Here is a 25,642-nt window from a genome sequence, read left to right on the forward strand (position 1 = left end):
ACCATCCTAGTTTTTATTTAAACGCAACGGCTTAAGTCTCTAAGCCAGAAAAAGCAATTTATCATATAAAAAATATATTAATAGCATTAATAAGATAAAAAATAGCTAGTTAAATCATCTTTTAACCCTGACCGTGGTCACACCGATGCCACACCCACTCACCAGTGTCAGAATGCGATAATGCGCAGATTTTCCATACCGTAGTTGTACTGAAAGTTGTATTGAAAAATGAAACATACAAGTTTTGATGACAATTTTGTCATAAAGCATCAATAACATTGATAATTTATAATGTGATAAATATCACAATAATATAATGACATTACAATAATATGCATCATGGGATTTTTCCTAAACTTAGGATAATTAGGAGGTAACTTATGGATATCCCTAAAAAAATCCATTATTTCTGGGCTGGTAATAACATACCAGAAGAAGATTTGAAAAAGATTATCACCATCAAATGTGCCAATCCAGGTTTTGAAGTCAATATTTGGGGAGAAAACGATAGCAACGCATTAATCATTAATACATTAAGGAAAATAAAACTTGGATATCATGGAACTGAATTTGATATTGGTGAAATACCCATTAATTTCAATTATAAAAATGTTGACGTTGCTTTCAAATTTCTATCCAGGCAAGCCCATCACTTGGGTTCCATTCAAGATCCCATGTTAAACTGTTTCAGTTATTTTACTAAAATGAAGAAGAAAAGTGATAACGCCAGGCGCTATGGGGAATATGTTGATTTAATGAATTATCTGCAACATATATATCGTATTAATCTGAAAGGTAATTATCATAATTATGCCTCATCCAGTGATATTGCCCGCTTAGTTATCTTATATATGGAAGGAGGAATATATCTGGATGCTGATGTCGAATTGAGTGATACAAGCATAAAAAATATGCTTGACAGAGGAAGCGCTAGATTTGCCGATTTACGCCTTAAGTCTGATATAGGAATTGGTGATTGTAGTGGGCAAGGCTGGCAGTTTTTTGGTGCGCCATATAATAGGTTTGGCAATGCCATTATTGCCTCCCTTGCTCAATCAAAAGAGATTTTTAAAATTTTATTAAAAATGGCGATTCAGATAAAAAAACATCATCTGTCTATTCAAATGTATGAATCACCTAAAGCGGATGAAATCTGTAGAGTCAAAAGATTCAATAAATATCATGAGGTCGATAAGAGGGTCGATTTGGCACTGAAATTAAACAACGCTAACCAAATCAATCTGGATACAAGATGCGGTATACAAGATCCTGTATGGAGAACAGGCATTGATCCTCATCAACGTAATGTTGTATATAGTCGTGAGATTAGGCGAATTGATTATACGACTGACATGACAGGGCCTGATTTTATTGATAATCATCTTAACCCTCAACAAAACATAAACTTTCCCGGAAAATATCAACTAAGATCTAAAAATAAAAACGATGGCATGTTTAAAAATGTCAAGGATGATGCAGATTGGTCTTCTATTATAAAGAAAAAATACTCAGATGAAGATCCATTCACTTAGCATCTGATGGGAGTAAACAGCCTGAGGATTACCGCAACCCTTAATATCCCCAGGCTCTTCTGTTCCTTCGGCTTAACAAATCTCAATGGGTTTATCCTAAACCTATGACCGTAGTTACACCGACGCCACAAAATCCCCCTGTTGCCGCTCCACCAGTGTCAGAATGCTGTAAAGCGCCACCGGCTGTTGCTCCTGATTCAATACCTGTACATCCCACATGACAACACCATGTGGCTTATCTTCCGGGGTTTTCTGAACTTTCTTGACCTTCTTCTTGCACGTCAAACGAACCTGAATGGTATCACCGATTTTGACCGGCTCAATAAAGCGCAGATTCTCCATCCCATAGTTGGCAAGCACCGGCCCAACCGCACCATCAACAAACAAGCCCGCCGCTGCCGATACGATAAAATAACCATGTGCGACACGTTCACCAAACAGGGATTGCGCCGCACCGATTTTATCCATATGGGCATAAAAATGATCGCCACTCAGGCAGGCGAAATTCACAATATCCGCTTCCGTCACCGTCCGGCGGGCAGTCAGCAAACTTTCACCAATGTCAATCTGTTCAAAATATTTGCGGAATGGGTGTATCGGCTCTTCTTTCACTTTTGCGCCACGAACCCACTCACGGCCAATCGCAGCCAGCATACTTGGGCTGCCCTGGATCGCGGTGCGCTGCATATAATGTTTCACGGCACGCAAGCCACCCAACTCTTCTCCGCCACCGGCACGCCCCGGCCCACCATGTACCAGCATAGGCAGCGGAGAACCGTGCCCCGTGGACTCCGCAGACGCCGCTTCATCCAACACCAACATACGTCCATGAGCGCACGCTGTCGCACGGATCACCTGTAGCGCAATCTGCTCATCTGCCGTCACCAATGAACCCACCAAACTCCCCTGTCCCATCATCGCCAAGGCAATCGCCTGCCCGGTATCCTGATACGCCATTAATGTGGAAACCGGCCCAAAGGCTTCCGTGCTGTGTACCGCCTGATTTGTCATGGGATCAGCACAATAGAGCAACGTGGGCGGGTAAAATGCCCCATTGCGGTTGCTATTGCCTGTCAGCACCAATTTATCCAGTGAACCGCCACACAAAACCTCGCAGCCACTATCGCGCAACTCGTTAACCCTCGCCTGCACCTCATCACGCTGTTCTACATTAATCAACGCCCCCATGCGCACTTCCGGCAAGGTGGGATCACCGACTGTCACGCCTGCCAGTCGTTTGAGCAGCGCTTGTTTGACCGCTTCCATTTGGTTCGCGGGCACAATAATACGCCGGATAGCGGTACATTTCTGACCCGCCTTCACGGTCATTTCGCGGGTAACTTCCTTGATGAAAACACCAAATTCCGGCATATCAGGCGTCACATCCTCGCCTAAAATGCAGCAGTTGAGCGAATCCGCTTCCATCGTAAAAGAGATGGATTTTTCTATCAGCCGGGGATGGGCACGCAACTTTAATCCTGTCTGTGCCGAGCCGGTAAATGTCACGGCGTCCTGATAATCGAGATGATCGAACAGATCACCAATACCCCCGCAGATCAATTGCAATGCCCCTTCCGGTACCAGACCGCTGTCGATGATCATTTTCACCATCGCCTGTGTCAGTTGGGCGGATGCCGTCGCGGGTTTGATAATCGCCGGCATACCGGCCATCCACGTGGGCGCCAATTTTTCCAGCATCCCCCAACACGGAAAGTTAAACGCATTGATATGCAGTGCCACACCGGGACGGGAAGTCAGCACATGACGCGCCACAAACTGAGACTGCTTAGACAGCGGAATCATCTCATCCTCCGGCCACAGAGTATCATCCGGCAATTCACGCCCAGCTAATCCGGCATAAGAGAACAGTGTCGCGACGCCTCCCTCAATATCCACCCAACTATCCGCACGGGTTGCGCCCGTTTCTGTAGAAAGGGCATACAGCACTTCTTTGTTGGCGAGCAAGTGCTTTGCCACTGCTTTCATCATCTGTGCGCGTTGCTGGAATGTCATCGCAGCCAGCGCTTTTCCCCCCTTTTTACGGGCGTATTCTAAACTTTCGACCAAGGGTAAGCCTTCCGAAGAGACCTGATACAAGGCTTCTCCGCTGACTGCATGATGGATCGTTCTGGTATTGCCTTGCCCATCAGCCCAAGCGCCACAAAGGTAACTCGTTAACTGTTGCATTTTCTTCTCCATCGATTTAACCAATGAAACAATTTTGAAGTAACAGAATGCCATTTATGTATCACATATAGGATTGACAAAACCACTCATAAAATTAACAAAATAAAAACATCTTCGGCTGATCACTCATTAATATTCTTCCCATCATCCAATAAAAATAATTAACTCATTGTTTTTAAACGTAAATACATTCATATTGTGACATAAACAACAAATACACAGTTTTAATGTTTGCTATTTTTGTTACTAATTTGTAGATTTATGGTTACATAAGTGATTCGTTTTTATTTTTCATATCAATAATTAAGAATCATAATGGAGCCACCCATGACAACTGTTCCACTTCAGGAAGACCTTAATACAAAGAGCCTTGATGCACAGCGTTTTGACGCCAAAATAGCCGCAGATCTTTCGATTGAAGCCAAAGATTGGATGCCGGAAGCCTATCGCCAAAATCTGATACGCCAGATCGGCCAACACGCACACTCGGAAGTAGTCGGCATGTTACCGGAAGCCAACTGGATCACCCGCGCCCCGACACTGCGCCGCAAGGCGGTATTGCTGGCGAAAGTACAAGATGAAGCCGGGCACGGGCTGTATCTCTATAGCGCCGCCGAAACACTCGGCTGTTCCCGACAGGATCTCTACCAAAACCTGTTAGATGGCAAGATGAAATATTCCTCAATCTTTAACTATCCCACCCTCAGTTGGGCGGATGTTGGGGTGATTGGCTGGCTGGTGGATGGCGCCGCGATTGTTAATCAGGTTGCTTTGTGCCGTGCCTCTTACGGTCCCTACGCCCGCGCGATGGTAAAAATCTGCAAGGAAGAAAGTTTCCACCAGCGGCAAGGTTATGAGGCGGTAACCGTGCTGGCAAAAGGCAGTGAAGCCCAACGCGCCATGTTGCAGGATGCCATTAACCGCTTCTGGTGGCCGACCTTGATGATGTTTGGCCCCAATGACAGTGATTCCCCCAACAGCGTCCAGAGCATGGCATGGAAAATCAAGCGATCCAGCAATGATGAACTGCGGCAAAAATTCATCGATAACACCGTACCTCAGTTGGAAACCTTGGGCATGACAGCTCCCGATCCGGATCTGGCCTGGGATGAAGCAACGGGGCATTACCGTTTTGGTGAAATCAATTGGGACGAATTTTATCACGTGCTGAAAGGACAAGGGATCTGCAATCACGAACGTCTGGAATCCAAACGCCGAGCCTGGGAAAACGGGAGTTGGGTACGTGAAGCGGCTTTTGTTCACGCCCTGAAACGGCGTCGGAATTAGGAGAGTCATCCAATGAACGATACCAATTGGCCACTGTATGAAGTGTTTGTCCGTAGTAAACAAGGACTAGCGCACCGTCATGTCGGCAGTCTTCATGCGGCAGATGATCGAATGGCGCTGGAAAACGCACGCGATGCCTACACCCGGCGCAATGAAGGCTGCTCCATTTGGGTAGTGAAATCCCGCTATCTGGTGGCTTCACAACCGGAAGATCGCGGCGCTTTTTTCGAACCCTCGGAGGACAAGATTTACCGTCATCCGACTTTCTACGCCATTCCTGACAGCATCAAGAATATGTAGGGGGTGAGAATATGAAGATACTCAGCGTTTCATCCCCCAAACAGGCTCTGTTCAACTATGTTCTCCGTCAGGGAGATACGCCGCTGGTTCTGGCACAACGTCTGTGTGAGTGGTGTGGACATGCGCCAGAGCTGGAAATTGACCTCGCCCTGTCCAATATCGGCCTCGACCTGTTGGGGCAAGCCCGCCATTTCCTCAGCTACGCCGCCACCCTTGCTGGAACCGGGCGGGATGAAGATCATCTGGCGTTTGGGCGTAATGAGCGCGAATTCCTCAACCTGCTGCTGGTGGAACAGCCCAATGGCGGCTTTAACGACACACTGGTACGCCAGTTTTTTATCGATGCCTATCACGTCCTGCTGCATCAGGCGCTAAGCCAAAGCCGTGATCCCCAGTTGGCGGCGATCAGCGCCAAGTCGTTGAAGGAAGTGGAATATCACCTGAGATTCAGCCGGGGCTGGATGATCAGATTGGGGGATGGCACCGTACTGAGCCACGAAAAAATCCAGCAATCTGTCAATCAACTGTGGCGCTTTACCGGTGAACTCTTCCAGTGCGACGAAATTGAGCAACAACTGGCAGAAGAAGGGGTTGCCGTTGATCCCGGCACCCTGCATGAACCGTGGCGGCAAATCATCAACGAAACGTTCGCCGCAGCCGCGTTAGCCGTGCCACAGGCATCGCCCTATCGACAAGGCGGCAAACAAGGGTTGCATACGGAACATTTTGGCTACCTGTTGGCGGAAATGCAGTACCTGCAACGCACCTACCCCAACTGCAATTGGTGACAAAAACAGAGACTAATGGGAGGCGATCATGGCACAGCAAGGCAACACACGCTTTCATTCGGCAATTTTGCATTCAGCAATACAGCCGCCGGAAATTCATCAAATCTGGCAATGTCTCCAGCAAATTGCTGATCCTGAACTGCCTGCGCTCTCCATTACCGATCTCGGCATGATACGGGCGGTGACGCCGTTACAAAACGGCTGGCAGGTGACCTTGACTCCAACCTATTCCGGCTGTCCCGCGACGGAATACCTGATCGGGATCATTCAGGAAACCCTGGCGCAAGCCGGCTTTTCTCCGGTGCGTATTGAAGTCAGCCTAACCCCTGCGTGGACCACAGACTGGATAAATGCAGAGGCCAAACAACGCTTGCGTGTATCCGGCATAGCCCCGCCTCAGGGGTTGGTTTGTGAAAAAACGGCGGACATAGAACCTATCACCTGTCCGTACTGTGGCAGCCATGTAACAGAAAAAATCAGCGAATTCAGTTCCACAGCCTGCAAAGCGCTCTATCGCTGTCGCGATTGTTTGGAACCGTTTGATTATTTCAAATGTCTCTAACGAAGGAGTAGAGGAAAATGTCTGTTTTTCATAGACACAGATTTCATCGATTAACGATTGCTGCCATCGAACGAGAAACACCGGATGCCGTGACCGTCACCCTGTATGTTCCCGATGCGTTGAAAAACCATTTCTGCTACCACGCCGGCCAACACCTGACACTCAAGGCGACCGTCAATAACGAAGAACTACGCCGTTGCTACTCCATCTGTAGCTCACCGCTGGAGGGCGTATTACAAATTGGCGTCAAGGCTATCTCTCAGGGCCGTTTTTCAACCTTTATCAACCAGCAACTCAAAGTCGGGGATGAGCTGGACGTCATGCCGCCACAGGGCAGTTTCGGCCATCACCCCCATAGCCATCCCCCCAACACAGGCCAACCGGGGCATTATCTGGCTGTCGCCGCCGGTTCGGGTATCACCCCTATTTTATCAATCATCAAAAGTACGCTGGCACTGAAACCCGATAGCACTTTTACCCTGATTTATGGCAATCGCACCAGCCGCTCCGTGATGTTCAAAGAAGCGCTGGCCGATCTCAAAAATCGCTACCTGTGCCGTTTTCAGGTGCTGTACCTATTCAGTCAGGAAGCCACCGACAGCCCGCTGTTTAACGGACGCATTGATACGGAACACCTGAACCGCATCGGCAAAACCTTGCTCAATTTTGCCCAATTTGATCAGGCTTTTCTTTGTGGGCCAGAAGCCATGTTAGACCATGCCCATTCTGCGCTGGAGCTGGCGGGAATACCTGCCGGACACATTCATAGTGAACGTTTCAATACCGAACAAGCCCAAAAAACCGCGATGGGTTCCCCTCCTGCCAATCTTGCAGGACGCAGTGAAACCTGCGTTGAGATCCATCTGGATGGCCGCACCCTCAACATTGTCATGCACGCTGACGACGACAGCATTCTTGATGCCGCACTGCGCCAGGGGGCAGACTTGCCCTACGCCTGCAAAGGAGGAGTATGCGCAACCTGTAAATGCCAACTTAAATCCGGCGAAGTGAACATGAGAGTGAACTACAGCCTTGAGCCAGAACAATTGGCGGCTGGCTATATCTTAAGTTGCCAGTCATGGCCGAAAGGTGATGGCGTCATTGTGGATTTCGATGTCTAGTCAAAAGTGAGGAGCCACCATGAATCAGGAATGGATTTTATGCCACCAGCAGCAAAGAGTACGTACATTAACCCTAAACCGGCCAGAAGTCCGCAATGCCCTCAGCAATGACTGCCTGGAACAACTCGTGCAGCAATTGGAACACACGGAGGCGGATAACGAAACAGGCGCCATTGTTATCACGGGATCATCACACTGTTTTGCGGCAGGTGCCGATCTGAGAGAACTGCAACAACAAAGCGTTGCAACCACCATGACGGATCGCCGTCCCCAGCTCTGGCAACGCTTAAACAATATCAGCAAACCGCTGATTGCCGCCGTCAATGGCTACGCACTGGGCGCTGGCTGCGAACTGGCGTTGGCGTGTGATCTGGTGATTTGTGGCGAAAACGCCCGCTTTGGCCTGCCAGAAATCACTCTGGGGCTGATACCGGGGGCGGGGGGAACGCAGCGCCTCATTCGCAGCGTCGGTAAGGCACTGGCTTACCAGATGGTACTGACTGGCGAGGCTATCCAGGCTCAACTGGCCCAAGAGGCGGGGCTGGTCAGCGAAGTGTGCCCTGATGCCCTGACATTAGAACGTGCAGAACAGATTGCCCAACGCATCAGTGAATTTTCCCCTCTGGCACTGCGGGCGGCCAAAGCTGCCCTCAAAACCGCACACGAAACCAGCCTGTCACAAGGGCTACTCACCGAACGCCAACATTTTGTTGCCCTCGCGGGCACAACCGATCGTCAGGAAGGCATCACCGCTTTTCTGGAAAAACGTAAACCAACATTCAAAGGGTTCTGACCGATGGAAAACATGTCAATGGTACTCACTGATATTACAGCAGGTGTCCTGAGCATTACTCTCAACCGTCCAGAATGCCTCAATAGCTTTAACGAGGAACTGCATCAACAATTAAGTCAGGCCATGAACATTGCCGAACAGGATGAATCAGTACGCGGTGTCCTGCTCACCGGCGCCGGACGCGGCTTCTGTGCCGGACAAGATTTAAATGATCGCAATGCTATCATTTCGGATGGGGGTATCCCCGATCTCAGCCAATCCATTGAACGCTACTACAATCCGCTCATCCGGCGCATGACTTCCTTACCTAAGCCCATTATCTGCGCCGTCAACGGCGTAGCCGCCGGTGCCGGTGTCTCCCTTGCTCTGGCCTGTGACATTGTCATCGCCTCCCGTACAGCCAGCTTTATTCAAGCTTTCTGTCGCATTGGCCTGATGCCCGATTCTGGCGGTAGCTGGTTCCTGCCTCATAAGATTGGGCACGCACGGGCAATGGGAATGGCGCTCCTGAGCGACAAAATCAGCGCCGAACAGGCACTGGACTGGGGGATGATCTGGCAGGTCGTTGAGCCGGAAGAGTTGGAAGATAAAAGCCGGCAACTGGCACAACACCTTGCCACCCAACCGACCATCGCTCTTGGCTGCATCAAGCAAGCCACTTATGCTGCGGCAACGCATTCACTGGAACAACAGCTTAATCTCGAACGTGATTTACAACAGCTGTGCGGGCATAGCGAAGATTTCCGCGAAGGGGTGAATGCGTTCATTGAAAAACGCCAGCCAACGTTCAAGGGGAAATGATCATGAACACGCCTCACCTCCACGGCCCCATCGCCGTCATTGGGGCGGGCACAATGGGTATCGGCATTGCTCAGGTCGCCGCGCAAGCAGGACATTCCATCCTGCTGTTTGATGCCAATCGCGAGGCGGCAGATCAGGCACTGGATAATTTGCGCGACCGACTGCATCACCGCGTGGAAGCAGGCAAAGCAGACGCCAGTGCAACAAAAGCCCTGTTACGGCGCATCACACCGGTGAATTCGTTACATGCACTGGCACCGAGTGATCTGGTCATTGAAGCGATTGTCGAACAATTGGACGCCAAACAGCATCTTTTCCAACAACTGGAAGCTATCTGTTCACATCAAACCCTGTTTACCAGCAACACCTCATCATTATCGATTACCGCCATTGCCGGTGTTCTGTCGGCACCACAGCGCATGGCAGGGCTACACTTTTTCAACCCCGCCCCACTGATGAAGCTGGTGGAAATTGTGCAGGGGCTGGAAACCTCGCTGCAAACCGTGGCGACGCTTACTACCCTCATGGCCGACTGGCAAAAACAGCCCGTGATTTGCCGTTCTACACCCGGGTTTATCGTCAACCGTATCGCCCGCCCATTCTATGCTGAAGCCCTGCGCGCACTGGAAGAGCAGATTGCCGCTCCCGCTACGCTGGATGCTGTTCTCAAAGAATCCGGGGGGTTCGCGATGGGACCATTACAACTGATGGATTTGATAGGCCATGACGTTAATTACACCGTCACGGAATCCCTGTTCCATGCTTTCTATTGCGATCCCCGCTTCCAGCCTTCACTGCGGCAGAAAGAACTGGTGGAGGCCAATCATCTCGGACGAAAACGCGGCCGTGGTTTTTACCGCTATGACATAAAAGGCAACAAAGGAAAAAAAGAGACTCAGCGGCAACCCCAAATAGCACTGAAACATTTTCATGCCAAAGCCGATGTCAAAGAAAGCAAAGCACAAAAGCAGCCCATGCGGATCAAGGCGACCGGCCATTGGACAGTCTTGCCGCACTTCGTTGCCCTGTTACAACAACCTGAGTTGCAGCAGCAATATGGGATCACTTTCGAAGAAAGCCAAAATGACCGATTCCACTCCCCGACGTTGCAGATTGATGACATTCAATTGACACTGACCAAAGGGAGAAGTTGTTCCCAAATTGCGGATGAAGTCAGATCACCCGTGATGCAGTTTGATCTTTCTGCCAATCATCAATCGGCTTCCATCATCACGCTCAGTGCCGCCTGCCAGAATACGCCCCAACAGACAGCAAAGGTGATCAGTTTCCTGCAATCCCTCGGCAAGCAAGTGATCCTCCTGCCGGATTACCCCGCCCTGTTAACAATGCGTACTGTCGCCATGCTGTGCAATGAAGCGCTGGATGCCGTCAACAAAGGCATTGCCAGTGCCGAAGATATCGATCTGGCGATGCGCTACGGTATGAACTATCCCATCGGCCCACTGGCATGGGGAAAACAATTGGGCTGGAAGCACATTCTTACCACACTGGAAAACTTACAAAAATTCTACGGTGAGCCTCGTTACCGCCCTGCGCCCTTGCTGCGCCAGCTCGCGGCGGGACATACCCAACGCCTCCACCAGCAGACCCAAAAACACCAGAAAGGGAGCGACCATGCAAGATAGCGATAATAACGATAACACGGCAAGTCAACGGGCTCGCCGCCATATTGAAGCCATGTATGCCCAAGATGCCTGCGCTCAAGAGATGGGAATGCACATCGAGCGTATCGATGTCGGATTCGCCCAGCTCAGCATGCAGATCATGCCCAACATGCTCAATGGCCATCAAAGTTGTCACGGTGGCATTCTGTTCAGCCTGGCGGATACCGCGTTTGCCTACGCCTGCAACAGCGAGGGGCTGGCCGCCGTCGCGTCCAGTGGCAGCATTGATTTTATTCGTCCGGCCTTAGCGGGCGATCACCTTACGGCTACCGCTTCCGTGCAGTATCAGGGGAAAACCACGGGCTTGTACGATGTGGAAATCACCAATCAAAACGGCAAGCCGGTGGCTTTTTTTCGCGGCCATTCCCATCGCCTCAGTCAGCCTATTTTGACCAAGGGAGCACAATCATGAGCCACGCATTTATCTGTGATGGGATACGCACCCCTATCGGGCGTTATGGCGGGGCGCTGGCCGGCCTGCGGGCTGACGATCTGGCCGCCTTGCCGCTGCGGGCATTGATGGCGCGTTATCCGGCACTGGATTCGGCGCAAATTGATGACGTGATCCTCGGCTGCGCCAATCAGGCCGGGGAAGATAACCGCAACGTCGCACGCATGGCCGTATTGCTGGCGGGATTACCCGATTCGGTCTCCGGCACCACCATCAACCGGTTGTGCGGCTCCGGTTTGGATGCACTGGCTTTCGCCGCGCGCAGCATTAAATCCGGCGATGCCCAATTGATTTTGGCCGGTGGCGTTGAATCCATGACCCGTGCCCCTTTTGTGATGAGCAAAGCAGACAGTGCATTCAGCCGACAGGCTGAGATCTTTGATACCACGCTGGGCTGGCGATTTATTAACCCGTTGATACAGCAGCAATTCGGCACAGACTCCATGCCAGAAACAGCAGAAAACGTCGCTGCCAGGTTTCAAATTAGCCGTGATGACCAGGATGCCTTCGCCCTGCGCAGCCAGCTGCGTGCCACCAGCGCCCAACAGCGCGGTAGACTAGCCGAGGAAATCCTCCCTGTGACTCTGCCATCAATCAACAAAAACAGCGTAGCTACGGTCATCTCACAGGATGAACATCCCCGGCCAGAAACAACGCTCGCACAACTGCAACAACTCAAAACCCCATTCCGAGAGGGCGGCACCATTACCGCCGGCAATGCTTCCGGCGTCAACGATGGCGCGGCGGCACTGATTATCGCCTCAGAAACGGCGGTAGTACGCCAAGGGCTGACACCACGGGCACGCATCGTCGCAACCGCAACCTGTGGCGTAGAACCACGCATCATGGGGATCGGGCCACTGCCTGCGACCCGCAAGGTGCTGGAACTCACCGGCTTAACCCTAAACCAAATGGATATTATTGAGCTGAACGAGGCATTCGCCGCGCAGTCACTGGCGGTCATGCGCCAACTGGGACTGCCGGATGATGCCGAACACGTCAACCCGAACGGAGGCGCAATTGCCTTGGGGCATCCTCTGGGGATGAGCGGCGCCCGCCTCGCACTGACCGCCACCCTTGAACTGGAGCGCCGCGCCGGACGCTACGCCTTGTGCACCATGTGTATTGGCGTAGGGCAAGGCATTGCCATGATTATTGAACGCATTAACTGATACGCACTGATCTGACTTCACCAACACCGGCAATAACGACCTATGACGACCGACAACGACGTGCACATAACGACAAAAGCCACCTGTTACAAACAAATCAACAAAAGGACAGGAAACGATGAGCAACCGCGTACAAAATCTAAAAAAATCCTCTGAACACCCTGATTCCATTGAGTTTGCTTCACGTGATGAGCTTCAGGCATGGCAACTTCAACAAATAAAATGGACTCTCAACCACGCTTACAATAACGTCCCCATGTACCGCCACAAGTTTGATGCGGCGGGTATCCATCCGAGTGATTTCAGGCAACTCGATGACATCAGCCAATTTCCTTACACCACCAAACAAGATCTGCGGGAACATTATCCTTTTGGCACCTTCGCCGTCCCGATGGAGCAAGTAGTACGCATTCACGCCTCATCCGGCACCACAGGAAAACCGACTGTCGTCGGTTATACCCAACGGGATATCGACAATTGGGCGAACATCATCGCCCGTTGCCTGCGCTGTGCCGGTGCCAGTGCCAAAGACAAAGTTCACATCGCCTACGGTTACGGATTGTTCACGGGGGGCTTAGGCGCACACTATGGTGCCGAACGACTGGGAGCGACAGTCATTCCGGTGTCCAGTGGTAACACCGTAAGACAGGCGCAACTGATTATGGATTTCAAGCCTGATGTTATCATGATGACACCCTCTTACTGTCTGACCTTACTGGATGAGCTGGAGCGACAAATGGGTGGAGATGCCAGCCCATGCTCCTTACGGGTGGGTATCTTTGGCGCAGAACCCTGGACAACCGCTCTGCGTACTGAAATTGAAACACGTATGGGCATCAAGGCGCTGGATATCTACGGCCTGTCCGAAGTCATCGGGCCGGGCGTTGCGATGGAATCACAGGAACACGCTGACGGCTCTACGATTTGGGAAGATCATTTCTACCCTGAAGTGATTCATCCTGACCACCTGAGTAATCTGGCGGATGGCGAAACGGGAGAACTGGTTCTCACGACGCTGACCAAAGAAGCCATGCCGATAATCCGTTACCGCACCCGCGATCTGACCCGCTTATTGCCCGGTACGGTACATAATATGCGCCGCATAGCCCGGATCACTGGACGTTCCGATGACATGCTGATTATCCGTGGCATCAACCTATTTCCATCACAGGTAGAAGAACAGATCATGCGCATCAAAGCGCTATCACCGCACTATCAATTAGAAATAAACCGTGTCGGCAATTATGATCAATTATCCATCAAGGTCGAACTGAAAGAACCCGACCGGTTGAACCATCAACAACGCAGCGACATCTGTCAGCAGTTGCGCCATAACATTAAATCCATGACAGGACTCAATACCGACGTCAGCCTTGTCAACCGCGGAGAGATTCCCCGTTCAGAAGGGAAAGCGGTGCGGGTGATTGATAATCGGCCACGCGAATAGCCTTTGTTTTTTCTAAGTGTATCGATTAAGCCCATTTATACCGTTATGCTAATGTCATGACACACTTTATGAGCAAATTACAGAAACTATGGCACACAAACTTGACGACTTTATTCGGCACGCCCTCAATGCACAGCCCATCAGCGGGACATCGCTGATCATCTCCTTATACGGCGATGCACTCAGCCACCGTGGCGGTGAAGTCTGGCTCGGCAGCTTAAGTCGCTTGCTGGAACCGATGGGGTTTAGTGACCGTTTCGTGAGGACATCCGTATTCAGGCTGCAAAAAGAGGGATGGCTTACTGTGGAAAAATTGGGGCGACGCAGTTATTACCATATCGCCGAACGGGGCATAAATCAGTTTCGTCATGCAGAGGACAAAATCTATCTCAGTGAGCAACCGGAATGGGATGGCAAATGGGATCTACTCCTCCTGGAAGGCGTCGCTAAGAACGCGCGTACCCGCCTGAAAAAAGCGCTAGGCTGGCTTGGGTTCGCCCAATTTAACAGTAGCCTGATGGCCGCCCCAGGCAGTCCGCAAAGAGACATTCCCACGCTATTGGGGGAACTCAATGCCAGCGATTCAGTCATCTATTTCCGGGCTGATTATCCTTACCCGCGTTCGGAACAGAGCCTGAAAGAACTTGTCTCTGTCAATTGGTCACTGGAACAGGTATCACAGCACTATCACGAATTTATCGTTTTCTTCCGCCCGTTGATGGCACTGCTGCGGGATTGCCATGAAGGCGACCTGACACCAGAGCGCTGTTTCCAGCTACGCCTGTTACTCATCCACTTTTACCGCCGCATCGTCCTGCGTGATCCCCTGCTGCCGAATGCCCTGCTACCCGCACAATGGGAAGGGCAGATTGCCCGTAATTTGTGTATCAATATTTATCAGCGTATTGACCTTGCCGCGACACGCTATGTCAGTGAATGTTGCGAAACCACCATTGGTCAATTACCTCAGCCCACTGCGGCGTATTATCGACGTTTTGGTGGTTTACACAGTGAAATGAACATCTATTCCCAGTAGATTTCGAGAGGAAAAACCATATCGAAGCTCATCTATTATGTCGCCGCCACAATGGATGGTTATATTGCGACTGAAAACCATGAATTAGATTGGTTATATGATTGTCCACCCGGTGATGATGCCACGCCTTATAATGCGTTTTATCAGAATATCGGTGTCACAATTATGGGAGCTGGCACCTATGAGTGGATAATAAAAAATGCCGCAGCCAAAGGAAAAGATGTTTGGGTGATTGGAGGAGGCAAAACTGCCGCCAGTTTTGCCGATGCAGGAGAGTTACAACAACTGTTTATTACCACCATTCAGGTAGTTTTAGGCTCTGGCCTTCCTGTCCTGCCCGTGAGTCAAACGGTTTATGTAACGCCGAATAAGCAGCGATGTTTACGCAATGGTGCAATTGAAACCATCATGGATATTACAGTAACGAAATAGATAACCACCTGTATTCCAATCCTTATTTTTTGGCGATAACCGTCTGCGGGTTGGAACGCAAATATTTATCAATCTTGTAACGCATTAATTATTTCGCATCCAGTACGGGAATATTATCCGGTCGCGATATTATTTCATTTCCGACAGAATAAAAATTTAAATAACAAGATATATAAAAAATAAAACGGTGAAATAAACAACTTTCTTCAATTAACGGTCTTACATATAGAAGTTGTTTAAATATCGCGCTAAAATTATTAAATTTCTTTAATTATTAACTTATTATCGTTATACCACCCTTGCTAGCCGATATATTCGTCGTTTAGCCAGAACACAGGAAGGAAACGAATGAACAGGGTAATGAATACCATCAATCAATTGTTTGATCGTTCAGGTCTGGTCTTTACACTTATTACCGAAAACTTACCTGAACAAACCTTTGCTGTCGTGGATTTTTCCCTTACCGAATCGCTGTCATCCCCCTTTCGGTTGGAAGCCACGCTAACCTGTCAAACTCCTGAGATTGACTTTGCCGATGTCCTCGACCGGGATGCCGCTTTTGCCGTGCATCGCAATGGGCAAATTGAGCGGCAAGTCACCGGAATGGTGACACAGTTTTCCCTGCTTTCCACGGGACGTCACTGTAGCCACTATCATATGACTATTCAGCCGCCGTTATGGCGTGCCTCCTTACGGGTCAATAGCCGAATTTTCCAAAATCAATCGGTTATGGATATTGTAGAGACGCTGCTCAAGGAAAACGGCATCAGTCGTTTTTTCTTTGCATTCGGCTACAAACATCCACCACGGGAGTTTTGCGTTCAATACGATGAAAGTGATCTGGCCTTTATCCAGCGCTTGCTGGCTGATGAAGGTTTTTTTTACTACTTTGTTTTCGATCAGGATCAACATGAGCAACGCATTGTCTTTCATGACTCCTGCCTGTCCCTGAATCAAGTGATTACCGTTCCCTACCGCCCTGAAACCGATACAACGGGTGAAACAACCTGCATTCGTCAGTTCCAATGGTCGGAAAAAGTCGGCGTTGCCAGTATTACGACCAAAGACCGCACCTTCAAGAATCCACGCTGGAATCGGGAATTTTGGTATGAAGGCCGTAATCTGCAACATCAGCGACGGCTGACCAGCTATCACTATTACGATTTCCCCAGCCGTTTTAAAGATGATGATTTAGGGCAACGGGCGAGCCAATACCGTCTGGAATACCTGCGGCGGGATACCCAGCGTGGCAGCGGTCAGGGCGATTGCTTCGCTATGTGGCCGGGGCAGTTGTTTGTTCTGACTGACCATCCCAGAGACGCCTTTAACGATCAGTGGCAGCTTATCCAAATCACCCATTCAGGACGACAATCACAGGCGGACGCAACCCAGTCCGGCGATAGCGGTACGTGGCTGTCCAATCAATTTACCTTCACCAGCCGGAAAACCTCTTATCGCCCTTCTCCCTATCCTAAGCCTAAGATGGAAGGCCCGCATATCGCAACAGTGGTCGGGCCGGAAGGGGAAGAAATCTTTTGCGACGAATATGGGCGTGTCCGTATTCAGTTTGACTGGGACAGATACGGCGAATTTGATGACCGTAGCTCTTGCTGGGTCAGGGTCAGCCAGGCCTGGGCCGGGCAACTGATGGGCATGATTGCCATTCCCCGTATTGGTCACGAAGTATTGGTGGATTTTGTCCACGGTGATCCTGACCAACCCATTATTGTCGGGCGCGCTTACCACGCGCTCAACATTCCCCCCAATCGCCTGCCAATGGCAAAAACGCAAATGTCGATCCGCTCCAAGACCCACAAAGGAGAAGGATTTAACGAGTTGCGCTTTGAAGATGAAAAAGATCGCGAAGAGATTTTTATCCACGCCCAAAAGAATCTGTCCATTCAGGTACGCAATTCACGTGGGGAACGCATTAACTATGACCGCACCACCAGTATCGGTCATGACGATGAACTGGTCATCGCCAATAACCGTAAAGTCACCGTAGAAGGGCAACAAGATCATAAAACCACGGGCAACTATCTTGAGCAGATAGACGGTGATCGATCACTGCACGTCAAAGGCGACCTGATTGAGAAAATTCAGGGGGTGATCAGTGTGGATGCCCAAGGTGATATCACGCTGCAAAGTGGCAGTAAAATTACGCTGGGCGTCGGCGGGAATTTTATCGTACTGCACGCAGGCGGTATTGATATCAAAGGTGCCGCCATCAACCTCAATTCTGGCGGCAGCCCCGGTGATTTACTGGCACCCGCTAATCCTGCCATCCTGCTTGCGGCGGCAAGCGAAGGTTCGATGTTTGTCGCTCACTGCCCAATGAAAGAGGAGGAGAAACAGGAATGAGTCAGGAAATACTTTACGCCATTATTGATGGTGCAGCAGAAGCGGATCTGTTTTTGACGCTGGAGCGTTATGATCCTCCTTCTGCCTGCCTGTATGGCGAACCGCTCCAGCCAGAACTGGTTAAAATAGCGCCTTATCTGGTACAGGTGGATGAGAAAGTCAAAATCTGGCTGGAATGCCGCAAAACACCGTGGGGAATTTTCGTCCACAGTGCAGCAGATATGAAAACCCTGCGCCAGCATTTAAGGAAATACCTGCAAGTGCTGCTTCCTCAGCAGGAAAAGCCGGTATTTTTTCGCTTTTATGATCCGCGCAATATCTGGGATTTTCTCGGCGTGCTAAGTGATTGGGAAGTGCATTGCTTTTTGGGGCCGATTACGCGTATCACCACACTCTATCTTGAAACAGAGCGCACAGATAACTTTGCCAAGATGAGAGAACCTTTTCCTATCGGTGCAACCAGCAAGCGTAAAATGCTTGCCATTTTGCAGGTTCAATTAGATCAAATCCAGTCACTTTTTACTGAGCGTTATATTGAGAAATTAGCCAACCTGATCCCTGACTGGCTGGAAAAAGCGCCTTTTGATTTTATTCCTCATATCGATACCGTGGAATGCGCCCGGCATTTTTTTGAGTGGTTCAATCAAATTGATATTACGGATGATCGCAACGTGCGCGGATTACTCCAGCTCTTTATCACGCGGCACTACTTTTCTATTGATGACCTGCCGGCGGCCATCTATTCCCGCCTGACCGAATACAACCAGTCAGGGCATATGCGGGCAGAAAGTTTGCTCATTCAGGAACTGGGGCAAGTTCCCCTTTAAAAAACGGAGAAAACAGCATGGGAAATGCAGTCAAAATTGGTGATATCGGTACAGAACATGGGAATTGTTCAGCCACCCCCGTGATTAGCGGTGCCAGCACGGTTAAGGTTGACGGCGCTTATCTGGCAAGGCAGGGCGATGCACTCGCCCCTCATTCATCACACTCAAGATCGATAGCAGGCGGCTCCGGCTCCGTGTTTATCGAGGGAAAACCCGCCGCCAGAACCGGTGATGCGGTTGATTGCGGTGGCGTGGTGATCGGTGGCGGCAGCGTCAATATTGGTTAAGGAGATAAAAATGACGTCAACAAAAGCGGGTTCAGCAATATGTGGTTGTGATAATCCGGATGATTGTACTCATCGGATTGATATTACCTTGGGTGATAAGACGATGAGTTATCAGCAGTTCTTATTTCCATATCAGCTTGATTATGTTATTGATAAGCCGGAGAAAGATAAGGTATCGCAAGTCCCTGTCACATTAAATTCTGTCAGCAAAGGCTGCATATCCAATAATTCAGATTGCCCAATCGGAAACTTATTCGATGAAAAAAATCAGCCAATTGCACAATTTTCCCCCAAAAAATCGTATACAGGGAACTTAATCTACTCAAAGAAAACTGACGCTTTTTCTGTTATTGATAATAGCCCTATCGTTCTTTTACGTCGTTTTCTCGAAAGGGATTTTTACTCGCATACAGAAAAGGAAAGTTATTATGTTCGGGTGGATGAATGTGCCGGAAAGCCCTTAGTCGATAAAACCATCAATATACCTGAAAGTATTCGAAGAATGACTTTGGGAAATAAGACCATCTTAGGCACAAACATTCATTTATATCTTAATGAAAAACAGGAAATTAACGTTACTCTCGGGGCAGCAGAAGAAATTGAAAAATTTACCGACGAACAAAGGAGGCAACAGCAAAAAGAGGTTAATAAACAGAACGGACTGCGGCATAGAGGGTCACATGGATGGCGCAGAAACACCAATCCTTATGAGGTTCGTAATTCATTAACGATTACGGGGGAAATTACGGCCGAAAAAGGGGCAGAAACCCGTAGCTGGTCAAAAGAGCTTGAGTTTGAGTTCAAAAAAGGCACAAAGAAATTAGGTCCAATAGATAGCGCCATTGATGGCATCGGCAAAATTAATAGCATGCTTGCATTTGGACATGATCAAAGTAAGTTTCGGGTGGTTAACTTAGATCTTATCTATCCTGCAATTAACATTCGTGGAAGCTATGAACTTTCACATAGCGATAAATATAAACTCTTCTATAAATTTAATGCTGATATTACTGCTACACCATTAATAGGCTTAGAGCTACGAGCTGATGTTCTGCAAATATTTGCAGCCTATTTTAAACTCGATAAAATTGTTGCTGATATACGCGAAGCAGGAGAAACCTTCGAGCAAGAGGTCAAAAAAGATAAGAATGGTGCATTTTATGGTGTGCAGTTGGATCTGATTCTCAGCGGTGACCTGAGCGTTATGTTTGGTTGGGAGTCTGACGATAAAGGAGAGTGGTCTTTTAAAAAAGACACCGTATTAGAAGCCGGATTTGGTATTAGGGCTGAAACGAATATTCGCGGTGGTGTGCGTTATTATGCTGTTTATGGGTATTTTGATGCATCTGCACAAATTTCAGCTAAAGTCAATGTCGCTCTAGAGTCGACAGAAAAGAGCATGGAGTTAGTATTTTATCATGATGGGATTAAGGCATCGGCGAGTGTGAAATATGGGGCAAGCATTAAACCAGGAAAAGATGATGATGAATGGGAAGTACCTATAGGAAATGAAGATGAACCAATTGAAAAAGACTGGATATTTCAAGAACCACTGCCAAAAGAAAAATCAACTTACAGGATCTCTTTGGAATAGTTTATTATTTTTTTTATTTCTAATGACAATAAAAACAGCATCAGGTAAATCAAACATGGAACATAAATATCTCGTCTCATTTAATACACAGCGTAGCCTGTGTGTTCTAAAGGTAAATGGGATGTTAATGCTAGAAAATACATCTTCACGAACCGGTACAGAATCCAGTGGTTATAATATATCCGCATTTTTGGAAAATGGTTATAATACTTTGGAATTACTAATGGGGCGTATACCCGCTGATAGACATACAGATAAATTTCATCCAGAATCATGGTGTGAAGCAACAATCAGAAAACTTTCTTCACATGATGAAAAAGGAGAAATGATTAGTAATATAAAATTAAATGTGGATGATAATGGAAATGTCGTAACTAAAAACTCAATAAATTCAAATGAGAAATTTGATTACGCAAATATTTCAATGAAGAAAGGAGAAAAAAACATATTCGTAGCTCAAAAAACGTTTTCAGTAAATAACTTACCAAATTGGATGTGGACAAAGGCTACACCTGTTACTGAGAATGACTTACCCTCTATAAAAGCAATATATCAGGAAATCAGTAATACTTTTTCTAGCCGTAATTTGGATAAAATATGGAAAATGAGCCAACCAGCTTGGGAAGAGTGGGCTATAGCAGATAATAGTAGCGCTAAAATATTTTTTGATTCTATGGGTTTTGAAGAAGACATAAGTGGTAATTCTGTTATTAAAGAACCTGATTGGGATAAATATAAATTGGTTAGTTATAAAAATGGCCGATTATTCCGTCTTGAAAAAGGTGTGAGAGGCTCTTCACCCATTATTTTTCACAACAAGAAAAACGGAGGAGATACTACTTATAGTCCTTATTTATCCATTATTAACGGAAAAATTGTTATAGCAAGGTAATTAACTGAGTTGGCTAATTAGGTTCTGTTATTAAATAATCTGATTGGCCAAATATCAAAGTCTCCTGATGATATAGAAATAAAATGGAGAAATAAAAAATGAATAGATACTTTGAAAAGCACAGTATAAAAACAAATCATACTATCAAGTTTCTTTGGGTTAGTGTTTTATTTTTTGCATGTACTTTATCAAATAATGCATTAGGGAAATCTAAAATGGACTATAAATATTTACTCTCAATGAACACAAGTAAGAGTTTTTGCTATTTAAGCGTAAATGGTATGCCGGCTATGGATAATCGCGGTGCGGGTACACATGGTGTTCAATCCAGTGGTCTAAATGCAACTGCTTTTCTGGAAAATGGTAAGAATACCATAGAATTACTTTTTAAGGATAGAACATCTGAAAAATCAAATAAATTTGATCCCAACGCCCGGTGTGAAACCACATTAAAAAAAGTATCCGCTTTCGGTGACGAGGAAATAATCAGTCATATCAAATTGACTGTCGATAAGGAGGGCAACCCCCTAACATCAGAGTCACTTAATCAAATAGAAAGAACAGGATCAGAGTTTGCATTCACGGGGATGGCAACCACTCCTGGTGATGAAGGCTTTTACAAGGCAAGAAAATCATTTAACCTGAATGGATTACCCGACTGGATGTGGACGAAAGCGCGTCCGGTGACAGAAAATGACCTCCCTGAAATTAAAAATTTCTATCAAGAAATTCTCAATACTCTTGCACATAAGGATCTCGATAAATTATGGAAAATAAGTCAACCAGCATGGGAAGAATGGGCAATGGCGGATAATAGCAATCCCAGAGTATTTTTTGATTCAATGAATTTTGAAAGATTGACTGATAGCAAGATATATACCCCAAGACTGTTTCCTAAATGGCAAGATTACAGATTAGTCAAGTATAAAGAAGGGCGGCTATTTCGTTTAGAAAAAGGGAATTTCGGCCGCTCTCCAATAATAATGGATAAGAATGGAACTGAGTATATTTATACATATGACCCATATCTGTCCATTATTGATGGCAAGGTTGTTATAGCAAGATAATTAATTGAGTTGGCTAATTAGGCTATTTCCTTAAACAACTTGATTAGCCAAACATCACCCCCCTGATGATATAGAAATAAAATGGAGAAGTAAAAAATGAATAGATATTTTGAAAATCACAGTATAAAAACAAATCATACTATCAGGTTTCTTTGGGTTGGTTTTTTATTATGTCTATCTATGATATTTACTACCTCGGCATCAGGGAAAACAAACATGGACTATAAATATTTACTTTCACTGAATTCCTATAAAAGCCTTTGTTTCGTAAGAACCAATAGCATGCCTGCGATGGATAATATAAAATCCCATAATGGAACTCAATCCAGCGGTTTAAATTCATCCGCCTTTTTGGAAAATGGTTCCAATACTATGGAGTTACTTTTTAGTGATCTATCTTCTGAACTAGAGTCAAATAAATTTGATCCTCAATCTTGGTGTGAGGCAACCTTAAAGAAGGTTTCAGCTACGGGTAATAGTAAATTAATCAGTCATATAAAACTAACTGTTGATAAAAATGGTAATACAATAACATCAGAATCAATCAACCAAAAAACTGAAGGAAAGCCAGAGTTTGATTTCTCAGGAATGTCCTCAATTCCAGCAGAAAAAGGCTTATTTAAAGCACAAAAAACATTCTATATAAATGGATTACCCGATTGGAAGTGGACAAGTGCACGCCCTGTATCAGAAAATGATACACCTGCAATCAAATTATTCTATCAAGAAGTTATCAATACTTTTTCACATAAGGACTTAGATAAAATATGGCAAATGAGTAAACCAGCTTGGGAAGAATGGGCAATGGCTGATAACAGTAACCCCAGAGTATTTTTCGACTCAATGAGATTTGAAGATAAAATAGATAGCAATAAATTTACAGTTAGAACAATACCAGAATGGAAAAAGTTCAAACTGGTCAGTTATAAGAATGGTCGTCTATTTCGCTTAGAAGCTGGTGCACATGGCCGCTCCCCCATTTTATTCGATAACAAAAAAACTGGAAAAACAGCCACCTATAGCCCTTATTTATCCATTATTAATGGCAAGGTTGTTATTGCCAGATAATAACTATCAAGTTACAGTCAAGGTTAAAAAAATAACTTTAACCTTGGCTTATCCTTTAAATAATATTGGCAAACCCGATTAATAGGTGGAATTTCAAACAAGTTCAATATGAAGCGACGAAATAACGCTCAAAAATCAAACTAAAAACCACTCACCCAAACCGCCGCTCGATAGAACGCAAACCTTTCTTCGCTTTACCAAGTGATGGATGAATTTATAACCCGTACCCATTAATCACCAACGCAACTAAGTCCCCAATAATAATAAGTATCACAAATGTAAAAAATCCTTTAATTTCAAATCAATGGCCTAAAATGTGATCTAAAACTCAAACAAAACATCTTTTCATATTCAAAATATAAAAATCTGTCTAGGATTGAGTTGCTATTATTTCAGTCTATTCATTATCTCATCACGATAGTAATCATTCTGTTAATCGCAAGACCCCGTTTATTTATCACTCCTGCCATACAAAGGAGAACAGGCATGAAGAAAAAACAAATAAATCAAAAGGATATTGATAACCTTATTACCTTGATTGGTGGTAAAGAGAATATCGCTTCCGTCAGTCATTGTATCACCCGCCTCAGATTCGTTCTTAATACACCAGAAAATGCCGATGCCAAAGCCATTGAAGAGTTACCCATGGTTAAGGGGTGCTTCACCAATGCGGGGCAATTTCAGGTGGTGATTGGGACGAATGTGGATGTTTATTATAAAGCGCTGCTTGAAACCACAGGAAAACAATCTGTTAATAAAGAAGAAGTTAAACAAGCTGCTCGCCAAAATATGAAATGGTATGAAAATGCAATTTCACATTTTGCTGAGATCTTCTTCCCACTATTGCCGGCTCTGATCAGCGGCGGTTTAATCCTCGGTTTTCGTAACCTGATCGGGGATATTCCCTTTAGTGACGGGAAATCACTCGCACAACTTCACCCTGTCTGGCAGAGTATCTATGATTTTCTCTGGCTGATCGGTGAAGCGATATTCTTCTACCTGCCTGTGGGGATTTGTTGGTCTGCCGTCAAAAAGATGGGCGGAACCCCTATTCTTGGGATTATTCTGGGGATTACGCTGGTTTCCCCGCAATTGATGAATGCTTATCTGCTTGGGCAACAAACGCCCGAAGTCTGGAATTTCGGCTGGTTTACCATTTCGAAAGTCGGTTATCAGGCTCAGGTCATTCCTTCCTTGTTAGCCGGCCTGACATTGGGATGGATTGAAACCCGGCTGAAAAAATGGGTGCCGGATTACCTCTATCTGGTTATTGTCCCAGTGACTTCTTTGCTGCTGGCGGTTTTCCTTGCCCATGCCCTGATCGGCCCTGCCGGACGCGCTATCGGGGATGGTGTGGCCTGGGCGGTCAAAGGGCTGATGACAGGTAGCTTTGCGCCTGTCGGGGCGGCTTTGTTTGGTTTCTTCTACGCCCCGCTGGTGATCACCGGTGTCCATCAAACCACGCTGGCCATCGACCTGCAAATGATCCAGAGCACCGGCGGAACCCCGATCTGGCCGATTATTGCGCTATCTAATATCGCCCAAGGTTCTGCTGTTGCCGGCATTGTCTGGGCCAGCAAGAAGCAACAAGAACGCGAAGTTTCTATTCCTGCGGCAATTTCAGCCTATCTGGGTGTCACTGAACCCGCCATGTACGGCATCAACCTGAAATATCGTTACCCCATGTTTTGTGCAATGGTGGGTTCTGCTATCGCTGGGCTGATTTGTGGGCTCAATCATGTGACGGCCAATGGCATCGGCGTTGGCGGCATTCCGGGCATTCTCTCTATCAAGCCGCAATTCTGGATGGTTTACTTTATTGCCATGATCGTCGCGATTATTGTGCCGTTACTACTGACCATTCTGGTTTATCGTAGAAATGAACGCAAAGCAATCTTACCCAATGAACTCGCTAATTAATTTTGCAAGTCTCTATTTATGGCGGAACAAAA

Annotated in this window: 23 protein-coding genes; 22 read left to right on the forward strand and 1 reads right to left on the reverse strand. The window is 47.1% G+C overall.

The annotated features are described in order from the left end of the window. The first annotated feature begins 380 nt into the window (after positions 1–380). Positions 381–1,532: a glycosyltransferase gene (locus tag PSI15_RS05550; protein ID WP_273582659.1), complete on the forward strand. Its 1,152-nt coding sequence runs from the start codon at positions 381–383 to the stop codon at positions 1,530–1,532. 114 nt (positions 1,533–1,646) lie between these two features. On the opposite strand, the gene paaZ is transcribed toward PSI15_RS05550, so the two are convergent. Then, positions 1,647–3,719, reverse strand: a complete 2,073-nt coding sequence (gene paaZ / locus PSI15_RS05555; RefSeq protein WP_273582660.1) for a phenylacetic acid degradation bifunctional protein PaaZ — start codon at positions 3,717–3,719, stop codon at positions 1,647–1,649. Positions 3,720–4,046: 327 nt separating this feature from the next. On the opposite strand from paaZ, the gene paaA reads away from it, so the two are divergent. The 21 genes from paaA (at position 4,047) to treB (ending at position 25,610) form a co-directional block, all read left to right on the forward strand. Beyond that, positions 4,047–5,006 carry a 1,2-phenylacetyl-CoA epoxidase subunit PaaA gene (gene paaA, locus PSI15_RS05560; RefSeq protein ID WP_273582661.1) on the forward strand — a complete coding sequence of 320 codons (960 nt, stop codon included), beginning with the start codon at positions 4,047–4,049 and terminating at the stop codon, positions 5,004–5,006. 12 nt (positions 5,007–5,018) lie between these two features. Next, on the forward strand, positions 5,019–5,306 hold the full coding sequence (gene paaB, locus PSI15_RS05565; RefSeq protein WP_273582662.1) for a 1,2-phenylacetyl-CoA epoxidase subunit PaaB: 288 nt from the start codon (positions 5,019–5,021) through the stop codon (positions 5,304–5,306). An 11-nt stretch (positions 5,307–5,317) separates the two neighbouring features. Beyond that, on the forward strand, positions 5,318–6,094 hold the full coding sequence (gene paaC, locus PSI15_RS05570) for a 1,2-phenylacetyl-CoA epoxidase subunit PaaC (protein ID WP_273582663.1): 777 nt from the start codon (positions 5,318–5,320) through the stop codon (positions 6,092–6,094). A 28-nt stretch (positions 6,095–6,122) separates the two neighbouring features. Next, on the forward strand, positions 6,123–6,656 hold the full coding sequence (gene paaD, locus PSI15_RS05575) for a 1,2-phenylacetyl-CoA epoxidase subunit PaaD (RefSeq protein WP_273582664.1): 534 nt from the start codon (positions 6,123–6,125) through the stop codon (positions 6,654–6,656). Between the two features lie 17 nt (positions 6,657–6,673). Further along, positions 6,674–7,777, forward strand: coding sequence for a 1,2-phenylacetyl-CoA epoxidase subunit PaaE (gene paaE, locus PSI15_RS05580; RefSeq protein WP_273582665.1), 1,104 nt, complete (start codon positions 6,674–6,676; stop codon positions 7,775–7,777). Positions 7,778–7,796: 19 nt separating this feature from the next. Then, a complete protein-coding gene (gene paaF, locus PSI15_RS05585) occupies positions 7,797–8,570 on the forward strand; it encodes a 2,3-dehydroadipyl-CoA hydratase PaaF (RefSeq protein WP_273582666.1) in 774 nt (257 codons plus the stop codon). Between the two features lie 3 nt (positions 8,571–8,573). Further along, positions 8,574–9,371 (forward strand): 2-(1,2-epoxy-1,2-dihydrophenyl)acetyl-CoA isomerase PaaG, encoded by a 798-nt coding sequence (gene paaG, locus PSI15_RS05590; RefSeq protein ID WP_273582667.1) that lies wholly within the window; start codon positions 8,574–8,576, stop codon positions 9,369–9,371. 2 nt (positions 9,372–9,373) lie between these two features. Continuing rightward, positions 9,374–11,017 (forward strand): 3-hydroxyacyl-CoA dehydrogenase, encoded by a 1,644-nt coding sequence (locus tag PSI15_RS05595; protein WP_273582668.1) that lies wholly within the window; start codon positions 9,374–9,376, stop codon positions 11,015–11,017. After that, complete coding sequence (gene paaI, locus PSI15_RS05600) at positions 11,007–11,468, forward strand: hydroxyphenylacetyl-CoA thioesterase PaaI (protein ID WP_273582669.1); 462 nt, start codon at positions 11,007–11,009, stop codon at positions 11,466–11,468. Before PSI15_RS05595 ends, paaI begins: the two co-directional genes overlap by 11 nt. Next, positions 11,465–12,679, forward strand: coding sequence for a 3-oxoadipyl-CoA thiolase (gene pcaF, locus PSI15_RS05605; protein WP_273582670.1), 1,215 nt, complete (start codon positions 11,465–11,467; stop codon positions 12,677–12,679). The genes paaI and pcaF overlap by 4 nt, the downstream gene beginning before the upstream one ends. A 118-nt stretch (positions 12,680–12,797) precedes the next feature. Further along, positions 12,798–14,126 (forward strand): phenylacetate--CoA ligase PaaK, encoded by a 1,329-nt coding sequence (gene paaK / locus PSI15_RS05610; protein WP_273582671.1) that lies wholly within the window; start codon positions 12,798–12,800, stop codon positions 14,124–14,126. Between the two features lie 88 nt (positions 14,127–14,214). Further along, a complete protein-coding gene (gene paaX, locus PSI15_RS05615; RefSeq protein WP_273582672.1) occupies positions 14,215–15,162 on the forward strand; it encodes a phenylacetic acid degradation operon negative regulatory protein PaaX in 948 nt (315 codons plus the stop codon). Between the two features lie 51 nt (positions 15,163–15,213). Continuing rightward, entirely contained in the window at positions 15,214–15,594 is a 381-nt protein-coding gene (locus PSI15_RS05620) for a dihydrofolate reductase family protein (RefSeq protein ID WP_273582673.1), read from the forward strand. Between the two features lie 348 nt (positions 15,595–15,942). After that, positions 15,943–17,955 (forward strand): type VI secretion system Vgr family protein, encoded by a 2,013-nt coding sequence (tssI, locus tag PSI15_RS05625; RefSeq protein ID WP_273582674.1) that lies wholly within the window; start codon positions 15,943–15,945, stop codon positions 17,953–17,955. Beyond that, positions 17,952–18,782: a DUF4123 domain-containing protein gene (locus PSI15_RS05630; RefSeq protein ID WP_273582675.1), complete on the forward strand. Its 831-nt coding sequence runs from the start codon at positions 17,952–17,954 to the stop codon at positions 18,780–18,782. The genes tssI and PSI15_RS05630 overlap by 4 nt, the downstream gene beginning before the upstream one ends. A gap of 17 nt (positions 18,783–18,799) precedes the next feature. Beyond that, positions 18,800–19,069, forward strand: coding sequence for a type VI secretion system PAAR protein (locus PSI15_RS05635; RefSeq protein WP_273582676.1), 270 nt, complete (start codon positions 18,800–18,802; stop codon positions 19,067–19,069). Between the two features lie 10 nt (positions 19,070–19,079). Continuing rightward, positions 19,080–20,663 (forward strand): hypothetical protein, encoded by a 1,584-nt coding sequence (locus tag PSI15_RS05640; protein WP_273582677.1) that lies wholly within the window; start codon positions 19,080–19,082, stop codon positions 20,661–20,663. Next, on the forward strand, positions 20,584–21,555 hold the full coding sequence (locus tag PSI15_RS05645) for a hypothetical protein (RefSeq protein ID WP_273582678.1): 972 nt from the start codon (positions 20,584–20,586) through the stop codon (positions 21,553–21,555). Before PSI15_RS05640 ends, PSI15_RS05645 begins: the two co-directional genes overlap by 80 nt. Before the next feature lie 98 nt (positions 21,556–21,653). Continuing rightward, entirely contained in the window at positions 21,654–22,622 is a 969-nt protein-coding gene (locus PSI15_RS05650; RefSeq protein ID WP_273582679.1) for a hypothetical protein, read from the forward strand. A gap of 216 nt (positions 22,623–22,838) precedes the next feature. Then, positions 22,839–23,690: a hypothetical protein gene (locus tag PSI15_RS05655; protein ID WP_273582680.1), complete on the forward strand. Its 852-nt coding sequence runs from the start codon at positions 22,839–22,841 to the stop codon at positions 23,688–23,690. A gap of 486 nt (positions 23,691–24,176) precedes the next feature. Beyond that, entirely contained in the window at positions 24,177–25,610 is a 1,434-nt protein-coding gene (treB, locus tag PSI15_RS05660; protein WP_273582681.1) for a PTS trehalose transporter subunit IIBC, read from the forward strand. The last annotated feature ends 32 nt before the right edge of the window (positions 25,611–25,642 follow it).

This window comes from Xenorhabdus sp. PR6a, assembly GCF_028599065.1.
Lineage (GTDB): Bacteria > Pseudomonadota > Gammaproteobacteria > Enterobacterales > Enterobacteriaceae > Xenorhabdus > Xenorhabdus doucetiae.